This window comes from Corynebacterium sp. KPL2825 (assembly GCF_037908445.1).
Classification (GTDB): Bacteria; Actinomycetota; Actinomycetes; order Mycobacteriales; family Mycobacteriaceae; genus Corynebacterium; species Corynebacterium kefirresidentii.
In genome coordinates, this window is the sequence record NZ_JBBMGI010000002.1 from 94,033 (window position 1) to 112,898 (window position 18,866).

An 18,866-nucleotide genomic window follows, 5' to 3' on the forward strand; every position below is an offset into this window, starting at 1 on the left:
TCTTGGTATCGACTAGGAGCCAAGGCCACGGAAACTGGCCTGACCCCTAGTTAGGTTTGTTGGACGTTCATCGCTGATGCTTCATCGTTGTGCGCTCATCAGTGTTCGGTCTTCCTTTGTAACTCTGGTTTGTACGAATCTAACGCGGTGTCTTCCGCCTTAGCTACTTGTCCGCGCTGCGCTTCCAAGTATTGACGTACCTGACCTGTGTCCACGGGTGCGGACGTGCGAAGCGCGCGCTTGAAAGCACGTTTGCGCTCCGCCAGCTCGAGTGCAGAAAGGGTGGGGCTAATCCACGCCCCACGACCGGGAAGCCGGCGGTGGGGATCTGCTACCAGACGGCGGCCATGCGGATCATCTCGGTCGATAACCACTCGTAGCAAGTCCGTATCTGGCAGGCGGCGGCGAGTAGCGATGCAGGTCCGGAGTCTTAGCCTCTCAGACATTCAACTCCTTACTTTTCGCGTCGCCACTATGCCCCATTCTGCAACTGGGCCATTTACTAGACTACGCTACAACCGCGCAGATCCTTAATTAGCGTCAGCGTCCGAGTGAATATCAATCTTCCAACCGGTCAAACGAGCAGCTAGTCGGGCATTTTGCCCCTCTTTACCAATGGCCAGGGAGAGCTGGTAATCCGGCACTACCACACGGGCGACCTGCGCCTCGTTGTCCACGACGGTGACCTTTACCACCTTTGAGGGGGCTAGCGCATTGCCTACATAGACCGTGGGGTCCTCACTGAAGTCAATGATGTCAATCTTCTCACCGCCGAGCTGACGCATGATGTTGTTGACGCGCTGGCCGCGGGGCCCGATGCAAGCGCCCTTCGCGTTCAGACCCTTCGCGTGGCCCACAACCGCTACCTTGGAGCGGTGACCCGCCTCGCGGGCGATGGCAATCATTTCTACGGTTTCATCGGCAACCTCTGGAACTTCCAGCTCGAAAAGGCCACGCACCAATTCAGGGTGGGTACGCGAGAGGTTGATCTGCACCTGGGCACCATTGCGATTCACGCCGACAACGTAGGCCTTAATGCGGTCGCCGTGCTCCAGCTTTTCACCGGGAATCTGCTCGGCAGGCAGTAGAATGCCGTCCTGGGATTCCAGCTCAGAGCCCAACTGGACCACGACGATGCCGCGGGCATTAGCGCGGGCATCGCGCTGGACGATGCCACTGACCACGCGGCCGGTAAGCCCCGAGTAGGAATCATAGGTGCGCTCTGCCTCCGCCTCGCGCAGCTTGCGCAAGATGGCCTCGCGCACGGCCTGTGCGCCTACGCGGCCAAAGTTCTCTGGGGTGTCATCGTATTCGGTGGTTACTTCCCCAGTTTCCGGGTCGCGCTCCGAGACGATGACGCTGACTGCACCAGTGGTGGTATCGATATCGACGCGGGACTTGGCGCCTTCCACCTTGCCGCCAGCATTAGACTCGCGGTAATCCAGGTAGGAATACAACAAGGCACCCGCAATCGCTTCCAGCAAGTCCTTTACCGGGACGTTGCGTTCGGATTCGATGGTGCGAAGTGCCTGCAGATCAATATTCACTTGTCATTCCTCTCGGTTGCCGGTTAATTCTCGGCTTCTTCAAACGTCTTGTGCACCGCCGCTATTTCCTGTTCGGACGGCTGCGCAAATTCAATTTCTACCACTGCCCGGGCAATGTTTTCCAATCGCTCTGCGCGCGTCTGCACGTCCTTTTTATTTGCCGTGATGAGGATTACGGCATCGGCGGCGTCGTTAAGCGCGCCAATGCGAGCTGTCTGAGACTTGCCATCGCCAAGGTCGAAGGAAACCTTGCGCCCCCGATTGCGGCGCCAGTGGCGTGGAGCGGTCAACGGCAAATCCACTCCAGGGGTGGAAACCTCCAGGGTGTAGCCGGCACCAAAATTGAGCTCCCCTGCTTCTTCCTTGGCGTCAAAGAAAGCAGAAATCTCATTAGATACTTCCTCCAGCACGTCCGAGCTAGGGCGCTTATCACCATCAATACGGATAACCACCTGGGATTTCTTCCCCGCCTTGGTGGTCTTAATGTCTTCTACATCCAATCCCCGCTCAGCTAGCTTTGGCTGCAAGAGTTCGGTCAATTGTTGTGCATCTGGGAAAGCCATGCCCACTAGCCTACGTGCTACCGGGTACAGTCTTTTGCGTGAACCGCCGACGTATAGCTTTGATCCTCGTAGCCACAACCGCCACCCTGCCCGCCTTAACCGGGTGCCAGGCAGTTGATTCCGTCGTCGACTATTTCGGCCCCCGGCCGGAAAATAGGCTGCTCGCGCTTGCCGACGCCGCCGCAACCGACGCCCTTACTTTAAACGGCGTCGACGATCACGCCGCGGGGATCCGCAGTTCCCAGGCCGATGCCCTCTATGCCGAAATTACGCGCCTCTGCGGTACCGACGATGCCGGCAATCCCCCACGCTCGTGTGAGGTAGAGCGCCCCACTAAAGCTAACCGCGCCGCGGATTCTTCCGAAGTCATGGAAAATGCCGCCTCTGCTACGACAGCGGCAGCCGATGAAGTCACCGTTGAATCGCGCATCCTAGTGACCGAGCAAGCCATCGCACTCAATGCTTGGCTGCCAGGCGATGCTCCCGCTATCCCAGAGCTTTCCCAACCAGAGCAAAAAAGTGCTGCCGATCTCCTTGCCTGGGAGTATGAACAGGTTTATGCGCTGGATTTCGCGCGAGCCTACGTCGGCGCAGAGCACGAGGACAACGTGGACCACCGCTTAGAAGTCCACCACCGCCGCATCGATGCCCTGCAGGAGGCCTTAGGCCGGTATGGCACCGTGCCGCAACCCGAGCCGGCTTATTCTTCCGGCGACCAAGAACTTCCCCATGATTCCGCATCTGCGCTGGACTTTTTAGGCGGCCTCGCCGAACAGGACGGCCGGAAATGGTCCGCCGCCGCTGCGCAGGCGGCGCAAGAAGAATCACCAGATCAAGACTGGATCACCTGGCTCATCGGCATCGCGGCCGAATCCCACGGCATGCGCTAGAACGCGACGCCTGCCTGTCAATCCCCTGAACGCCGGACAGTGAAAATATAGCGAGCTCTACGACGCTATGCATTGCTTCTGCTCTACAAGCGTGCGTAGGTTGGTGCACCATGAGCTTGCAGGAGATACCGCGAGCCTAAAAGACACAAAGAGAAGGAGTTTCCTCTCAATGCGTTCTAAGAAGACCATTTTGACTGTATCCGCCGCCGCACTGGGCCTTGCTGGCCTTGCCGCCCCTGCCGCTACTGCCGCACCGGCTAGCGCTTGGGATCAGGTTGCCGCCTGCGAGTCCGGCGGTGACTGGCATATCAATACCGGAAACGGTTACCAGGGTGGCCTGCAGTTCAACGCGCAAACCTGGGCTGCCAATGGCGGCACCCAGTACGCTGCAACCGCTGACCAGGCAACGCGAGAGCAGCAGATTGCCGTGGCCGAAAACGTTCTGGCCACCCAGGGCGCTGGCGCATGGCCTAACTGCAGCGGCCCAGTTGCCGGCTAAGTCCTAGGCTCCGGCACGAAAGCGAAAACCGGCCCCTCCTCCCCACCCTGCGGCGTTTCCGCGGGGTTGAGGACGGGGCCGGCTTTTCTGCTGCGTCTTCCTGGCTAGCGCACAGCAATGCCAATTCCTTTTAAGCCTCGTGCTTGGCGATATTCCAGGCATACATCATAAGCAGCACCTGCAGCGGCTGACGGATGATGTGGTAGATCTTTTTCGGCCATCCTGCCTTGCGCTCAATCCAGGCGTGGTACATATTGGCTGGCCATACAGCGGCAAAGAGCGCAAGCGCAGAAGCACCGCCGAACCCACGGGTAGCGCGGCGCCGCAGCAACGCGCCAGTGACTATCTCCCAGAGACCAGAAGCAAAGTTATAAAACCGTGCGGGGCCGGGCAGCTGCGGCGGAACGATGGATTCGAAAGTTTGCGCCTTCACAAAGTGCAATACGCCCATGGCGGAAAGCACCGTGGAAAGTCCATTCTTTTGGAAATTCATGCCTTCCACGGTACCCCGACGCGAATCATTGCGCGCTTTTCTAACCGCGAACCAGCTCAAGAATCTTGTCCACGATTTCCTCCGCCGGGACCTCTAGGGTCTCTCCGCCGCGGATGCGCAGCTCTATCTTGCCTTCCTTGAAGGCACGGCCCAAGACTGCCACAAATGGCATGCCTAGCAGCTCTGCATCCTTGAACTTCACGCCTGGGGAGACCTTCGGGCGGTCATCAAAAAGCACCTCGATCCCCTTGGCGGACAGCTCTTCCACCAATGTGTCGCCGGCCTCCATGGCTGCGGCGTCCTTATTAGCCACTGCCACATGGACCTGGTACGGCGCGACAGCTACCGGCCAGTTAAGGCCCTTGTCATCATGGCGCTGCTCGGCTAGCACAGCCAGCATACGAGTGATGCCGATGCCATAAGACCCCATGGTGGGAACCGCACGCTTGCCGTTTTCATCCAAAATCTGGACGTCGAAGGCCTCGGTGTATTTGCGGCCCAGCTGGAAGATGTGGCCCAGCTCGATGCCGCGCTCCAAGGTCAACGTGCCCTGGTTATCCGGGGCAAGATCGCCTTCCTTGACCTCTGCGGCCTCAATGAACTCATCCACGGTGAAATCGCGGCCAGCCACGCAACCAACCACGTGGCGCTCGCTTGCGTCAGCGCCGGTAATCCACGCTGTGCCCTTGACCACGCGCGGATCGGCCAAGATTTTAATGTCATTGGCGTTCAATACGCGCGGTCCAACATAGCCCTTGACTAGGAAGTCATTGTCAGCAAAGTCCTTGTCCCCGGCCAATTCAAACTCCACCGGCTCGAGTGCAGCCTCGAGGCGCTTTTCATCCAGTTCACGATCGCCCGGGATGAGCACGGCGGCCAACTCGGACTCGCGCTTTTCGCTCTCAGCAGCTGGGTGGAAGAGCTTTACCATCATGCATTTGAGGGTATCTGCGGCCGTTGCCTCGCGGCCGTCGATAGTAATGCCTGCTTGCTTTGCCCAGGAAACGAGTGAATCAATGCTCTCTGCATTCGGGGTGTCGTATTCCTGCGCCTCTGGCTGGCCCTCGATGTCCTTCTCCGCAGGTGCTGGGGTAACTACGGCTTCCACGTTGGCAGCATAATCGCCTTCAGTAGAGCGCACGAAGGTATCTTCACCGACTTCAGAGACGGCGAGGAACTCCTCCGAGGCAGAACCACCCATCGCGCCAGAGGTGGCCTTACAAATGGCGTAATCAATCTCTAGACGGTTGAAAATATTTTGATACGCCTTCCGGTGGCGGCCATAGGACTCATCCAATCCTTCATCGGTCATGTCGAAGGAGTATGAGTCCTTCATGGTGAACTCGCGGCCGCGCAGCACACCGGCGCGGGGGCGTTCCTCATCGCGATACTTGGTCTGAATCTGATACAGCGTAACCGGAAAATCCTTATAAGAGGAGTACATGTCCTTTACTGCGCTGGCAAACATCTCCTCGTGGGTAGGGCCGAGTAGCATGTCTGCGTTCTTGCGGTCCTTCAGGCGGAAGAGATTATCGCCGTATTCAACCCAACGGTTGGTCTTTTCATAAGGCTCGCGCGGCAACAAAGCAGGAAAAAGCATTTCCTGACCGCCAATAGCATCCATTTCCTGACGGACTACGTCTTCAATCTTGCGCAGCGTGCGCAGGCCCAACGGCAGCCAGGTATAAACGCCCGGCGCAACGCGGCGGACATAGCCGGCGCGCACGAGCAGCTTATGGCTGGGGACCTCAGCATCAGCCGGGTCCTCACGAAGGGTACGGAGAAATAGTTCAGAAAGGCGGGTAATCATGCACAAAAATATACCTCGCTACCCTGTATATATGCTCATTATCCTCCCTCCTTCAGAAACTAAGGACCACGGCGGCACAGGCCACGCGCTTGATTTCGCGCAGCTTTCCTTTCCGGGACTAAACGAAACCCGGCGCGAAATTGCAGCTGAGCTGCAGTCTCTTTCGGTAGATGAGGCAATGAAGGTGCTGAAACTCTCAGAAAAGCTGCGCGGTGAAGCCGAGTCCAACCAGGGGCTTTTTACCACCCCCACCATGCCGGCCGTGTTGCGTTATACTGGCGTGCTTTTTGATGCCCTAGACGCTCCCACCCTCCCCACATGGGATCGCCTTGCCATTGGCGACGCCCTTTTTGGCATCCTCCGCGCCAGCGATCCCATCCCTCATTACCGGCTTTCGGGCGGGACAAAACTTAGCGGCCGCACCATGAAATCGCACTGGGGCAAGCAGATTACGCAGGCTCTCGAGGGGGTAGACGAGCTTATTGTTGATCTGCGCTCGGGTACGTACCAACAATTGGGCCGGGTGAAAGACGCGGTAACGGTGCGGGTAGAAAGCGTGCAAGAAGATGGCTCGCGCAAGGTAGTCAGCCACTTTAATAAGCACTACAAGGGCCTCCTCGCCCGCGAGCTAGCGCTCTCTCCTGCCGATGCCTATAGCGCCGCCGACGTTGCTGCTATCGCGCGCGCCGCAGGTATGACCGTTGAAGAACCGCGGCCGGGTTCGTGCGAGCTCACGCTCCTGGTCAGGCGCTGAGCCGACCACCGTTTGCCCAGCGCGGTCTGTTTAGCGCAACTGCGGGTTATATAGCAGGCTATTGCGTTGCACCGAGCACTCCGTCGCCACGCGTATTGAGCCGGAAACATGTCCGGATTCGCGCAGGGGGTAAAGCTGGCCTACTACCCTATCGCGCAGGTCCCAGGGCGAAATGGTGTTGAGGTAGATCTTGGTACCGCCTTCGAATCCAGCGAGCGTAGAAATACGTAACTTGATAAGAATGCGCCATGGTTGGGCAACATCGACGTCTGCGGGCTTGTGGTGCCATTCCTCATTGCAGGGCACCTCGCGGCCTACTGCGGCGTGGGCAGCGTGGACTAGATCGCTCATGGCACGAATTTCTTCTTCCGACTGCAGCCACGGCTCGCAGGTTGCGGACTTGGAGTACACCTCCAATGTGGGATAACGGTGTCCGAAGCCGGCGAAGAGGACAGCACGGTCGTTTTCCGCGATGACGAGATTGCGGCTAGCGGCATAATCCACCGCCCACTCGTTGTACATGTTCATATTGCTGCGCAGCATCTGGACCTCTCGGTGAGAAGCCATACCGCGATCATCAATAGCAACGAGCTGCTTGTGCAGGTGCTCGAAGGAAGCACCGGCTGGCTGCAACCAGTTTTGGAATGCCACCACGTACGGGGCGTAGCGGTTGCGCTCGTAGAGATCCCGCATGGCGTCGATAGTCAGCTGCATAAAGAGCAGGTGTTCTTCAGCGCTTAGCGTGCCCGAAGATGCCAACTGCGAATCATCCTGTGCGCCGCGCTCAAAATGGCGGCCAGCCACGATGACGTCGTGACCGCCGGCGAAGAATCCAGCAGCCTGGTCCACCAGTTCTTCTTCGCTTGTCTCAGGCAAGTGCGCTGCTTTGCGCTTCGTGCGCACTATCTTGAGCACATGTTCCCGTCCGACCGGATCGCTAAGGTAGTTCTCCATGCGCTGGCGGGTTTCGGCATCCATCTCAAAGCCGTAATTGGCATGCCAATAGTCATAAGAGACGATTTCAAACAGATTGGGGATGCGCCGAAAGGCCGGCACTGTGTGATCGTATTCCTGCAAGGGCAATCCACGCACAATCCCGCCGGAAGGCAGAATGCGTGCCTTTTCCGGCGGGGTATCGGTCAAGCGCCCAGAGCAAAAGGCGCAGCGATGGCTAAAGTCTTCCTCTTGCAGTGGCTGCGGGTTAGCTACTGGTACAGACAGCGGGCGGTTGCCGCGGCCTGGCACGGTCCATACCTCGGTTCCCGAGAACGGGTTGACCTGTTTGACCGTGCCATCCCGCATGGTTTGGATGGGCTCAATGCGGGCAAAAAGTGCATCACTCATGCCCACTAGGGTAGTAACGTCTAGTACCTATTTCGCAACAGAGCGACGACGCGCCACCGCACAGGACCCACCAACGGTGAGCACGATCATCACGATTAGAACGACAGCGGCGACAGCTCGAGATTGCTCATCACCACTGCGGTTGGCGCCCATTACTAGCCCCCAAGCGTTGGCATCAGGTAGCACGCGGAGGATAGCCTTAGCCCAAGGAGCGCTAACGGCATCGAGGGCGGTTTCAATGACGAAATACTCTGCCACGAGAATCATCGCTGCGAATGCACCACTGCGCAAAAGGTAGGCCAAGCTGGTAGCTAACAGGATAAAGACAGTCCACTCAACGTAGGCAAGGATGAACCCATTGTTATCCGGCCAATGCATAAAGCTGTCAAAATTGAAATCACCTCCGAAGGCAGTAATCAACAGCGTGGCTACCACCATGCCCAGTGTGGCCGCGAGCAGTAGCGAAAAGGTGATGATGAAAAATTGGCTCAGCACTATACCTACGCGGCGATTTGATGAGAGGTATGACCATGAAACTGTTCCTTTACTTTGGTCGCCGCCTACCATCATGGCGGCAGCAAACACCATCACGACAATGGCGAGTGAACCGGAAATAGACACATCGACAGCCTCGAACTTGCCGTCGACCGTACCATTGAAGTCATTCGCCCAAGCCAACAAGACAGCGCCGGCAGCCATGCCAGCTGAAACTACGGCGAGGTATATCCAAGTAGAGCGGAGCGAAAATAGTTTCCGGGATTCAGAAATCAGAGCGTTCATGTGAATCTATCCTTTGCAGATGGAGCGTGTTGTGCAGGTGAAAAACTATGCAGAGCGGTAGGCCACGTGGTCGGCTGTCGCGCCGAGGTAGGCCTCTTCCAGGGAGGGCTGCTTGCGTTCCAAGCTGGAGATGAGAATGCGGTTATCCAGACAGATGCGGCCGATGTCGGAGCCTTCGAGGCCGCGCACGCGCAGGACCTCACCGTCAAAGGAGGTCTCCGCATCGGTGCCGTGCAACAGCCGCAGGAGTGCATCGGGCTGGTCCACAATCACTTCGAGGCTTGCGCCTCCCGTGCCATTGACAAACTCCTCCACGGTGCCCTCGCCCAGCAACTTGCCCTTGCCGATGACCACGAGGCGGTCTGCGGTGAGCTGCATCTCCGAAAGAAGGTGGGAGGAAACCAACACGGAGCAGCCGGCCTCGGCGAATTCGCGGATGCGGGCACGCATCCAGTGCACGCCTTCGGGGTCGAGGCCGTTGACGGGTTCGTCAAGAAGCAAGTGCTTCGGCTCGCCGATGAGCGCACAAGCAAGGCCCAGGCGCTGCTTCATGCCTAGCGAATAGCCGCCCACGCGCTTGGTGGCTACCTGGGTCAGGCCGACGCGGTCCAGGGTGTCATCCACGTGGTTCATGGACACGCCCTGCAACGCGGCCATGTAGCCCAGGTGAGCACGGGCGCTGCGGCCTGGGTGGAACCAGGTGGCGTCCAACAAGGTGCCCACCGTGGTAGCGGGATTGGACAGCCCGCGGAAGGGCGTGCCATCAAAAGTCGCGGTGCCGGAAGTCGGATTCTCCAACCCCACGCACATGCGCATGGTGGTGGATTTGCCAGAACCATTCGGTCCGAGGAAGCCGGTGACTTGACCGTCTGGGACCTCAAAGGAGAGGTCATCTACTGCTTTAAAGGAACGGAAATTCTTGGAAAGGTGTGAAACTTTGAGCATGGTTTCCATCGTGCCGCCTGACCAGCACGAAGTAACCATCCTCGGGAGTGATTTAGCGGGTCATACCTAGGGATGAGACAGCAGCTCCTCCACCGAGACCACGCCATGAGTTAGGGCATACAGCACGGCATGCACACGGTCGCGCGAGCTGGTCTTAGTAAGAATATGGCGCACGTGGGTCTTGACCGTGGCCATGGACACGAACTCGCACTCCGCGATTTCGGTATTCGAATACCCCAGTGCCATCAGCTTGAGGACGTCCAGCTCGCGTGGCGTGAGATCTTCGGCCGGAGGGGCGGTAGCTGCTGCCGCAACAGGGGTGGCATGTAAATCGGGCTGTGCTGCAGACTGTTCGCTGCGCAGTTGCTGCAGCACCTGGGCGGTAATGCGCGGTGAAAGGACGGCCTCGCCGGAATGTACGGTACGAATAGCGGCGAGGAGTTCCTCCGGTTCGACGTCTTTGAGCAGGAATCCAGAGGCCCCAGCGGAAATTGCTCCGTGGACAAAATTCTGGTCATCGAAGGTGGTTAACATAATGACCTGGGTGTCCGGGAATTCCGGCAGCAGCCTTTCTGTGGCGGCGATGCCATTGACGCGGGCCATCTGGACATCCATAAGCACAATATCGGCAGGTTGCGCGCGGGCGAGGTCGAGGACTTCATCGCCATCGGAGGCCTGCCAGGCAACGTCCAAATCCTCTTGGGAGCCAAGGAGCATGGCGAACCCGGCGCGCACGAGGGGCTGATCATCGACTAGGCCGATACGGATGGGGCCAGCGGGCGCACCTGTTGGCTGCTCAGGGTTAGTCATTGGGTACCTCCACGGTAATAAAGAAGTGTCCATCCTCGGTGCGGGTAGCAACGCTGCCGCCATAGGCCTTGACACGCTCGCTCATTCCAATAAGTCCGTAGCCGGGCTTGTGATTATCCGGCATGCGTGCGGCCGGATTTTCGGCACTCAATACTAGGCCGTTTCCAGTAGAGCGGAAACGCAGTACTCCCCTTTTATCACGCGAATGCTTGATCATATTGGTCAAAAGTTCTTGCACCACGCGGTAGACGGTGAATTGGTAGAGTTCGTCGCTTTCGGTCGGCAGGTCCTCCAGCCCGTGCACGGTGATATCGAAACCGGTCCGGCGCGCTTCCGAGATGAGACCGGCAATATCGCTCGCGCCGGGCGCCTTGGTATCGGCGCGGGAATCACCATCTCGCAGCACGGAGAGCAAACCGCGCATCTGTTTGAGGGAATCGCGGGAGGTAGAGGCGATGGTCTCCAAGGCTTCTGTGGCCGCTGCGGGATTTTTGGCGGCGGCGAACCGGGCGCCGTCGGCAAGGGCAATAACGCCCGCTAAATTATGCGCCACGATGTCATGCATCTCGCGGGCAATGCGGTTGCGCTCTACCGCGCCGGCCATCTCCGCACGTTCAATCAGCAGCTGCTGGTCGTCGCGCTTTTTGCGGTCATTGGTGCCCAGCAAGAAGAAAAATCCCATGACCGGCCACGCGATGATAACGACGAAGCCGAAAGCAGGCAGAGGGCCGATGCTGTTGGCATCTTCCAGACCAAAGTCGATGCCATCCATGAGTCTCCGCCCATAAAGGTCCGCTGCAGTGGCCGCCAAGGTGCCTAAGGCAATCCACCCTATCCAGAACCGTTGTAAGCGCTTGGGTGAATGTGCACCTATAAGAAATACGCAGTATGCAACTGGGAAGAAGTGAGCGTTACCCATGGCAGCCAGCGGGGTAAAGATACACACCGTTAGTATTACTGCGATGAAGCCAATGGCGTACTCCTTGAGCTTGGGGTGCAGCCATAATGCTAGTGGAATACCGACTGCATAAAGCACGAGGACCAACATTTGGAAAGGCGAGGATCCATCAATAACACCTTCTGCCACCCGCACCGAAGAAGTCCAGAAAAACAGCGGAATGAGAATTCTCCACGGTGGGCCTACCCACGCGCGAAGTGCATCGGGCCATAGCTTCTTCATGACCTTATAGGCTAGCGCAGGCTTTAGGCTATAGTCCTCATCCCTGGGGCTGACTAGACTGGCGGGCATGCAGCACGAGTTCTTTGAGGTTGATGTTTTTGCCACGGGTGCCTTTAACGGCAACGCCCTTGCGGTGATAGCCGGCGCGGATGGGCTTAGCGCCCAGCAGATGCAAGCAATCGCGAACTGGACCAACTTTTCTGAGACCACCTTCCTGCTCGAGCCTCACGACGCCCGCGCGGACTACCGCGTCCGCATTTTCACCCCGTACGAGGAGTTTGACTTCGCTGGCCATCCCACCTTGGGCAGCGCCGCTGCATGGCGCGCCCTAGGCAATCACCCGCAGTCGGAGGGAAGTATCGTCCAAGAATGTGGTGTGGGCCTAGTTACCGTACGCGAAGAGGGCGATGTCTTATCCTTTGCTACCCCGCCGCTGCGCCGCGAAGAACCGCTAAGCCCGGCGGATCTGAAGGAGGCCTGCGGTGGGCTGGGGCTAGATAGCGCGGATATTGTGGACCACGGCTGGGTGGACAATGGCCCGGGCTGGCGCCTGCTCCAATTGCGCGATGCCGAGGCGGTGCGTGCGGTTAAGCCCCATGGCGAGCGCCCCAAGGTCGGCGTAGTGGGCCTTAATCCCAACGCCGCAGAGGGCGAGTCGGCCTATGAGGTTCGGGCCTTTACCACGCAATTCGAAGACCCAGTCACCGGTTCTTTCAATGGCGGCGCCGCGCAGTTTATGCGCGCGCGAAACCTGGTGCCAACGCGTTATACCGCAACACAAGGCAGCCAGATAGGCCGAGCGGGCGAAGTATTTATCAACGATGACGGCACGGATATCTGGGTAGGCGGGCGCGCCCATATTCGCGTGCGCGGAACACTGGAGGTTTAAATGCAGCTACACCACGATTTTGCCCAACGCCTTCCCCACTTGGTTCGCCCTACCGAGGGCGAAGAGCAGCCGAACCCAGAGATGGTCATCCTAAACGAGGAACTGGCCAGGCAGTTGGGCTTTGACCCGGACTGGCTGCGCTCCTCCGAGGGAATCGAGTTCCTCACGGGTCGCGCGGGCGGACACGCCATGGCCTATTCTGGCTTCCAATTCGGTGCGTTTAATCCGCAGATGGGAGACGGCCGCGCCATGCTCTTAGGGGAGTTAGAAAAGGACGGCCGGCTCTGGGACTTGCACGCCAAGGGAACCGGACTAACTCCTTATTCCCGCCTCGGGTCCGATGGCCGCGGAACGCTGTCTTCCATGCTGCGCGAGTACCTCGTCTCTGAGGCCATGCACGCCTTAGGTGTGCCCACCACCCGGGCGCTGGCGGTCATCTCCACCGGCCGGCCCATCCAACGCGGGCATGTGCAACCGGCCGGCATCGTGGTGCGCGTTGCCGCTAGCCATATTCGCGTGGGCACCTTCCACCTAGCCGCGCAGACGGATTACACACGTCAGCTGGCCGACTACGCCATCGCCCGCCATTATCCCGGGTGCGACTACCGGGACTTTTTCCTCCAGCTGATGGATGCACAAATTCGCACTGTATCCCAGTGGATGCGCTTAGGCTTCATCCATGGCGTGATGAATACGGATAACACCACCATCTCCGGCGAAACCATTGACTACGGTCCTTGTGCCTTTATGGAGGCATACTCCCCTGACACGGTGTTTTCCAGCATCGATAGGCAAGGCCGTTATGCCTTTGGCAATCAACCTTCCATCCTGGGATGGAACCTGGCCCGCTTGGCGGAATCCCTCCTGCCGCTATTTGATATGGACATGAAAAAGGCCATGGACTTAGCCCAAGAATCCATCAACGGCTTTACCGACCGCTTTGCGGACCAGCACAGGGCAGATTTAGCAAAGGCTTTGGATACCTCTCGAGAAGTCGCTTCTTCTTATGCGGCTGCCATGCAGCTCAACGGCCCAGATATTACGCTGGCCCACCGCGCTCTTGCCGACGCCGCCGCGGGCCACCCCACCCCCGCCCGTGAGCTTTTGCCCGAGGGAGACTTTTTGGATGAGTACCTAGCGTCCTCGCCCGATCCATCCCGCGTTAATAGCGCGATGCCGCGGGTTATCCCGCGCAACCTCGCGGTGGAAGCTGCCCTTAACGCTGCAGAACGCGGGGACATGAGCCCCTATCAAGAACTCCTCCACGCGGTAACCCACCCGTGGGAGCCCAACCCCTCATTCGAATCGCCGGACCCCAATGGCTTGGAGGGATACCTCACCTACTGTGGCACCTAGCTGCTGTTCACCGAGCCCAGACCGAATAACCCCCTGTACCGTCTCGGTGCGGTACAGGGGGTTATCTAGGAAGAAGCTGGTTCTAGCGGTCTAGCTTCAAGGTCTTCTGGGTGTACTCCCACATCTCGTCATAGAGCTTTTCATCGTTGCGCAGCTTGATGCCATAAGACGGAACCATCTCGCGGATCTTATCCGCCCAATCGATCATGTGCTCGCCGAAGCAACGCTCCAGCAGCTCCAACATGACGGCAGGGGTAATGGATGCGCCCGGGGATGCACCGAGCAGGCCGGCGATATTGCCCTCCTGGTTATTGACCAGGGTAGTACCGAACTCGAGGGAGCCGAACTGCGGGGCGCCTGCAGGCTTGATCACCTGCACGCGCTGGCCGGCGATGACGGTCTCCCAGTCGCTTTCCTTTGCCTCCGGGACGTACTCGCGCAGGGTCTCAACGCGGTCGGAGAAGTTCTTGCGTACCTCGTCTACCAAGTACTTGGTCAGGCCGAACTCCTGGACGGCAACGCCAAGGTAAGAAGTGATGTTATCCGGGCGGATGGACTTAAATAGGTCCAGGTAGCTGCCCTTCTTCAGGAACTTCGGGCTCCAGCCGCCGTAGGGGCCGAATAGCAGGCCCTTCTCGCCGTCGATAACACGGGTATCCAGGTGAGGCACGGACATTGGCGGGGCGCCCACAGCAGCCTTACCGTAGACCTTCGCCTGGTGCTGCTCGATAAGCTCCGGGTTCTTGGAACGCAGCCACAGACCGGATACTGGGAAGCCTGCGTAACCGGCAACTTCCTTCACCTTGGCCTTGCGCAGCAGATCCAAGGCATAACCGCCAGCACCCACGAAGACGAACTTAGCCTTGACTACCGTGATGTCACCGGTGTGCTTGTTCTTGGAATAGACCTTCCAGGAAGAGCCATCGCGCTTGATGTCGATGACCTCATGTCCGTAGCGGATCTCGGTGCCGGAGGCCTTAGCCGCGGTCAGGAACTGCTTGGTCAGCGCGCCGAAGTTAACGTCAGTGCCGGCATCGGTCCAGGAGATGGCTACCTTATTGGAGAAATCACGGCCCTGCGCCATCAGGGGCAGCTTCTCCGCAAAGACAGAATCATCAGCGGAGAACTGCATGCCTGGGAACATGTGCTTCTCGCTCAAAACGTCATAGCGACGCTTAAGGTAGTCAACCTGGATTTCGCCCTGTGCGAAGGACACGTGCGGAACCGGGTTAATAAATTCGCTCGGGTCGGTCAGAATACCGTTGTTGAGCTGGTGAGACCAGAACTGGCGAGACTTCTGGAACTTCTCATTAATCCCCAGAGCCTTGGAGATATCAATGCGACCATTCTTCTCCGGGGTGTAGTTCAGCTCGCACAGTGCGGAGTGGCCGGTACCGGCGTTATTCCACGGGGAGGAGGACTCCAATGCGGGGCCGTCGAGACGCTCAAAGACCATCTGGGTCCAGCTAGGCTCCAGCTCGCGGATCATTGCGCCCAAGGTGGCGCTCATGATGCCGGCACCAATAAGTGCTACGTCGACCTCGTCTACAACCTGTGCTGTCTTCTTAGCGGAGGACACTCTGTTATTACCTCTTCAAATAGAAAATAGATATCCATCGGCGCGGTCTACGCCTTGACTTATAGCGCTTAGCGCCCCGCGCCACCATCGTTGCACTAAGACAACCTGGCAGTGCGTCACGCATTAAGGCCTTACTCTACGCTTTTCTTATCCAATTTGGGGTTTCTCCCCCAGACCAGTGGCAAAAATGTGAGAATTTCCGCCCCCACTATCTACACCCCAACACCAGCACCATAAATCCTTTATTACACCTAGAATCGAGGCATGGTTACACACTCCCCGGTATGGGGCCCAGACAAACTCGGCCCCGACTATGAAGCTGCCACCATTGACTTGGGCGCAGACCCCGACGGCGAGGGCAACGTGGCCACCACGCTGGTGCACTACGCGCCGCAGCAGGCGGACGATGCGGCACGCGAACCATCCGCCACCTCATCGCGCCCGGCTTTGGTGTGGCTACACGGTATGACCGACTACTTCTTCCACACCCACGTAGCCGAGCACTTTGCCGCCCAAGGTTATGACTTTTACGCTGTCGATCTGCGCAAGTGTGGTCGCTCGCGCCGCTCCGGCCAGTCATGGCACTATGTATCGGACTTGGCGTTCTACTTTGCTGACCTCACCGCTGCACTCGATGCCATCCCTAATGATGAGGTTATCTTCATCGCTCACTCCACCGGTGGCCTCATCGCCCCGCTATGGATGGATCATCTGCGCCGAACCGACTACGAACGCCACCAGCGCTTGAAGGGGCTCATCCTCAATAGCCCGTGGCTCGACATGATGGGCGTACCCGGCCAGGTTCTTACCCCGCTCAAACCGCTGTTGCACGCACTTGGCCGCATCGCCCCCAGGACTCCCCTGCCCGGTGGCAACTTCACCGCCTACGGCGAGTCTGTCCACCAAGATTTCTACGGCGAGTGGGAATTTGACCTCCGCTTTAAGCCACTGGCTGGCCATAAGAAGTATGTTGGCTGGCTAGCCGCAGTATTCCATGGCTTTGATGCCATCCATAGCGGTCGTATCGATGCCGGCGTACCAATTTTGACGCTGCAGTCCACTCGCACTCAACTGGGCCGGCCTTATTCCGATAGCGCGAACCACGCGGATGTCATCATCGACGTTGCCCAAACGCGCCGCTGGGCAAAGGAACTAAGCGCCCACTACACCTTGCACCCCATCAAGGGCGCTAGGCACGATGTTTTTCTATCCCTTCCGGATCCGCTGCAAGAGGCCTTCAACGCCTGCGATGAGTGGTTGCCCACCGTCTTAGATTCCGCTAAACCCGTCCAGTAATTTACTCCCTATATATAAGGAATAAACGTGACTTCTTCACACCAGAACCATACGCCCGCGGCCGAGGAACATTTTGACCTCATCATCATCGGCACCGGCTCCGGAAACTCCATCCCTAGCCCGGAGTTTGATGACCAAAAGATCGCCATCATTGAAAAGGGTACTTTTGGCGGTACCTGCCTCAACGTGGGCTGCATTCCCACTAAAATGTATGTCTATGCCGCCGATATCGCCTTGGCCGCGCGCGAGGCCGGCCGTCTAGGCCTAGATGCTCAGGTCAATAGCGTGGATTGGGATTCCATCGTGGACCGCGTCTTCACCAACCGCATCGACCAGATTGCCAAGGGCGGCGAGCAGTACCGCCGCGGGGAGGAAACCCCAAATATCACCGTATTTGACGAGCACGCCCGCTTTATTGGCCCGAAGACTATTCAGACCGGCGAACATGTCATCACTGGCGAGCAAATCGTCATCGCGGCCGGCTCCCGCCCGGTCATTCCAGAGGTCTATGCCAAGTCTGGCGTGAAGTACTACACCAATGAAGACATCATGCGCATGGACCATCAGCCACAAAGCCTCATTGTGGTGGGCGGTGGCTATATCGCCATGGAGTTTGCCCATGTCTTTGACGGGCTCGGCACGGAGGTCACCGTGGTCAATCGCTCCGAGACTTTGCTGCGCCACCTTGATGATGATCTATCTAGTCGCTTCAATCAGATTGCTCGCGAGCGCTTCGACGTCCGCATTGCCAATGGCACCCAGCTCGAGAAGACCGACAAGGGAGTGCGGTTGGAGCTAGATGATGGCACCTCTATTGAGGCAGAGGCCATTCTGGTTGCCACTGGGCGCACCCCCAATGGCGATCAGATGGATATGGATAAGGCAGGCATTGAGCTGCTTGCCGACGGCCGCGTAAAAACCGATGAGTTCGGCCGCACCACTGCCGAGGGCGTATGGGCGCTTGGCGACGTCTCTTCGCCGTACATGCTCAAGCACGTAGCCAATGCCGAGATGCGCTCCGTACAGCACAACCTGCTGCACCCAGAAGACCTCCGCCCGCTCCCCCATGACAATGTCCCTGCCGCCGTCTTTACCCACCCGCAGATCGCAACGGTGGGCCGGACCGAAAAGCAGGCTCGCGAGGAAGGCTTCGATGTAACCGTCAAGGTGCAGAACTTTGGCGATGTTGCCTACGGCTGGGCCATGGAAGATAAAACCGGTATATGCAAGCTAGTGGCAGATCGCGCTACCGGGCAGCTTCTCGGAGCTCACTTGATGGGACCGCAGGCTTCTACCCTCATCCAGCAATTGATTACCGCGATGGCCTACTCGTTGGACATGCGGGAGTTCACCCGCAACCAATATTGGATTCACCCCGCGCTACCAGAAGTAGTGGAAAACGCCCTTTTGGGACTGGAGTGGCAAAAGTAAATTGTTACGTGACCTTCCTCATACATACCCAGATTTTTCCCAGCTTCCAGGGCATATTCCCATTTCACGCCAAGGAAGTCACATTCGTGACTGCAGGAAATTCACCACCATTTAGGGACACACGTTAATTTAATGGATGAAATTCCGGTCTTTGACGCGCAAAAGGACAAGAGTTTTACTAGATTTACTGGGGGCACCGGCTCAAGCCGATACGAACACGGCTACCGCGTGTTTCTGTATGTTCCCTGTACATTCAATAACACTTTGGTTTCCCAGTGTGGAAGCCTTGCAAGTACGACCTTTAAGGAATTTTGATATGCGTATCCGCAATGCAGCTATCGCTGGCGCAACCGCTCTCGCCGTTGCTTTCGGCGGCACCACCGTTGCCGTAGCAGCAGAGGGTTCCTCCTCCGCTGAGGCTACCCAGACCACCACCGCTAACGAGGGCTCCTCCCAGCAGGCTTCCTCTAACGAGGGCCAGAGCTTCCCTAACAAGGTTGACCAGGACCTCCAGCTTGAAGGCGAGAAGCCAGCTGACGGCACCAAGATCTTCGGCTCTTCCAAGGACTTCTCCGAGCAGCCGGTATGGGCTAAGGTTCTGTACTCCCTGACCATCCTGGGTGGCATCGGTGCAGTTCTGGGCGGCGTCATCGGACCAGTCGTCAACTTCATCAACCACGGCCCTTCCTTCTAAGCAACA

At 58.1% G+C, this 18,866-nt stretch carries 19 protein-coding genes; 8 read left to right on the forward strand and 11 right to left on the reverse strand.

The genetic code is table 11. The annotated features are described in order from the left end of the window. Positions 1-98: 98 nt before the first annotated feature. The 3 genes from WMQ00_RS02020 to rimP form a co-directional block, all read right to left on the reverse strand. Complete coding sequence (locus WMQ00_RS02020) at positions 99-446, reverse strand: YlxR family protein (protein ID WP_200288938.1); 348 nt, start codon at positions 444-446, stop codon at positions 99-101. A gap of 84 nt (positions 447-530) precedes the next feature. Then, positions 531-1,547, reverse strand: a complete 1,017-nt coding sequence (nusA, locus tag WMQ00_RS02025) for a transcription termination factor NusA (RefSeq protein ID WP_023021332.1) — start codon at positions 1,545-1,547, stop codon at positions 531-533. A 23-nt stretch (positions 1,548-1,570) separates the two neighbouring features. After that, positions 1,571-2,110, reverse strand: coding sequence for a ribosome maturation factor RimP (gene rimP, locus WMQ00_RS02030; protein ID WP_023021331.1), 540 nt, complete (start codon positions 2,108-2,110; stop codon positions 1,571-1,573). A gap of 38 nt (positions 2,111-2,148) precedes the next feature. On the opposite strand from rimP, the gene WMQ00_RS02035 reads away from it, so the two are divergent. Further along, positions 2,149-3,000 carry a DUF4439 domain-containing protein gene (locus WMQ00_RS02035; RefSeq protein ID WP_200288937.1) on the forward strand — a complete coding sequence of 284 codons (852 nt, stop codon included), beginning with the start codon at positions 2,149-2,151 and terminating at the stop codon, positions 2,998-3,000. A gap of 169 nt (positions 3,001-3,169) precedes the next feature. Then, positions 3,170-3,499 (forward strand): transglycosylase family protein, encoded by a 330-nt coding sequence (locus WMQ00_RS02040; protein WP_023021329.1) that lies wholly within the window; start codon positions 3,170-3,172, stop codon positions 3,497-3,499. Positions 3,500-3,629: 130 nt separating this feature from the next. Here the strand turns inward: WMQ00_RS02040 and WMQ00_RS02045 are convergent, their stop codons facing one another. Continuing rightward, on the reverse strand, positions 3,630-3,992 hold the full coding sequence (locus tag WMQ00_RS02045; protein ID WP_034655866.1) for a DoxX family protein: 363 nt from the start codon (positions 3,990-3,992) through the stop codon (positions 3,630-3,632). Between the two features lie 40 nt (positions 3,993-4,032). Beyond that, a complete protein-coding gene (locus WMQ00_RS02050; protein WP_023027868.1) occupies positions 4,033-5,802 on the reverse strand; it encodes a proline--tRNA ligase in 1,770 nt (589 codons plus the stop codon). 31 nt (positions 5,803-5,833) lie between these two features. Here WMQ00_RS02050 and yaaA point away from each other — a divergent pair, with 31 nt between their 5' ends. Further along, positions 5,834-6,556 (forward strand): peroxide stress protein YaaA, encoded by a 723-nt coding sequence (gene yaaA / locus WMQ00_RS02055; protein ID WP_023021326.1) that lies wholly within the window; start codon positions 5,834-5,836, stop codon positions 6,554-6,556. A 30-nt stretch (positions 6,557-6,586) separates the two neighbouring features. On the opposite strand, the gene WMQ00_RS02060 is transcribed toward yaaA, so the two are convergent. The 5 genes from WMQ00_RS02060 to WMQ00_RS02080 all read right to left on the reverse strand — a co-directional run bounded on the left by WMQ00_RS02060 (position 6,587) and on the right by WMQ00_RS02080 (position 11,615). After that, positions 6,587-7,900 carry a DUF4921 family protein gene (locus WMQ00_RS02060; RefSeq protein ID WP_023021325.1) on the reverse strand — a complete coding sequence of 438 codons (1,314 nt, stop codon included), beginning with the start codon at positions 7,898-7,900 and terminating at the stop codon, positions 6,587-6,589. A 27-nt stretch (positions 7,901-7,927) separates the two neighbouring features. Next, complete coding sequence (locus tag WMQ00_RS02065; protein ID WP_023021324.1) at positions 7,928-8,680, reverse strand: ABC transporter permease; 753 nt, start codon at positions 8,678-8,680, stop codon at positions 7,928-7,930. A 45-nt stretch (positions 8,681-8,725) separates the two neighbouring features. Next, entirely contained in the window at positions 8,726-9,625 is a 900-nt protein-coding gene (locus WMQ00_RS02070) for an ABC transporter ATP-binding protein (protein ID WP_034655868.1), read from the reverse strand. Between the two features lie 66 nt (positions 9,626-9,691). After that, a complete protein-coding gene (locus WMQ00_RS02075) occupies positions 9,692-10,435 on the reverse strand; it encodes a response regulator (RefSeq protein WP_023021322.1) in 744 nt (247 codons plus the stop codon). Beyond that, the gene (locus tag WMQ00_RS02080; protein WP_023021321.1) at positions 10,428-11,615 is read right to left on the reverse strand and encodes a sensor histidine kinase; all 1,188 of its coding nucleotides are present in this window, start codon (positions 11,613-11,615) and stop codon (positions 10,428-10,430) included. Before WMQ00_RS02080 ends, WMQ00_RS02075 begins: the two co-directional genes overlap by 8 nt. 67 nt (positions 11,616-11,682) lie before the next feature. Between WMQ00_RS02080 and WMQ00_RS02085 the strand changes: the two genes are divergently transcribed. Beyond that, entirely contained in the window at positions 11,683-12,504 is an 822-nt protein-coding gene (locus WMQ00_RS02085) for a PhzF family phenazine biosynthesis protein (RefSeq protein ID WP_200288936.1), read from the forward strand. Beyond that, on the forward strand, positions 12,505-13,860 hold the full coding sequence (locus WMQ00_RS02090) for a protein adenylyltransferase SelO (RefSeq protein WP_200288935.1): 1,356 nt from the start codon (positions 12,505-12,507) through the stop codon (positions 13,858-13,860). Positions 13,861-13,942: 82 nt separating this feature from the next. On the opposite strand, the gene mqo is transcribed toward WMQ00_RS02090, so the two are convergent. Next, entirely contained in the window at positions 13,943-15,439 is a 1,497-nt protein-coding gene (mqo, locus tag WMQ00_RS02095) for a malate dehydrogenase (quinone) (protein WP_248098775.1), read from the reverse strand. A gap of 264 nt (positions 15,440-15,703) precedes the next feature. Here mqo and WMQ00_RS02100 point away from each other — a divergent pair, with 264 nt between their 5' ends. The 3 genes from WMQ00_RS02100 to WMQ00_RS02110 all read left to right on the forward strand — a co-directional run bounded on the left by WMQ00_RS02100 (position 15,704) and on the right by WMQ00_RS02110 (position 18,860). Next, positions 15,704-16,735, forward strand: a complete 1,032-nt coding sequence (locus WMQ00_RS02100; RefSeq protein WP_340440618.1) for an alpha/beta hydrolase — start codon at positions 15,704-15,706, stop codon at positions 16,733-16,735. A 27-nt stretch (positions 16,736-16,762) separates the two neighbouring features. Next, positions 16,763-18,166 carry a mycothione reductase gene (gene mtr / locus WMQ00_RS02105; RefSeq protein WP_200288933.1) on the forward strand — a complete coding sequence of 468 codons (1,404 nt, stop codon included), beginning with the start codon at positions 16,763-16,765 and terminating at the stop codon, positions 18,164-18,166. A 316-nt stretch (positions 18,167-18,482) separates the two neighbouring features. Continuing rightward, on the forward strand, positions 18,483-18,860 hold the full coding sequence (locus WMQ00_RS02110) for a hypothetical protein (protein WP_340440619.1): 378 nt from the start codon (positions 18,483-18,485) through the stop codon (positions 18,858-18,860). Positions 18,861-18,866 lie beyond the last annotated feature (6 nt).